Origin of the sequence: Halioglobus sp. HI00S01 (assembly GCF_001635445.1) — a bacterium.
GTDB lineage: Bacteria > Pseudomonadota > Gammaproteobacteria > Pseudomonadales > Halieaceae > Halioglobus > Halioglobus japonicus.
Genome location: NZ_LWEE01000023.1, coordinates 1 through 205 on the forward strand (window position 1 = coordinate 1; position 205 = coordinate 205).

General features: G+C 59.0%; 1 protein-coding gene. It reads left to right on the forward strand.

The window, feature by feature from the left end:
- Positions 1-205: hypothetical protein (locus tag A3709_RS23575; RefSeq protein ID WP_197484072.1), on the forward strand; the 205-nt coding region annotated here is incomplete at both ends.

Consider the following 205-nt stretch of genomic DNA (forward strand, 5'->3'; position numbering starts at 1 on the left):
GTTGAGGGCAACAGCATGTACCTGGTGGTTGGCCAGGATGGCGACGATTATCTCAAGCCTGCCTCCGATCCGAATCGATTGCCCACTGAGGTGACCCCGGTGGCTGATGTGGACTCAGAAATCAGCGATTTGCAATTTCAGCGCACAGCTGAAGGCGAGGGCCGTCTGACCCTGGCGCTGACCGACCCTTCGGTGGACGTGAACG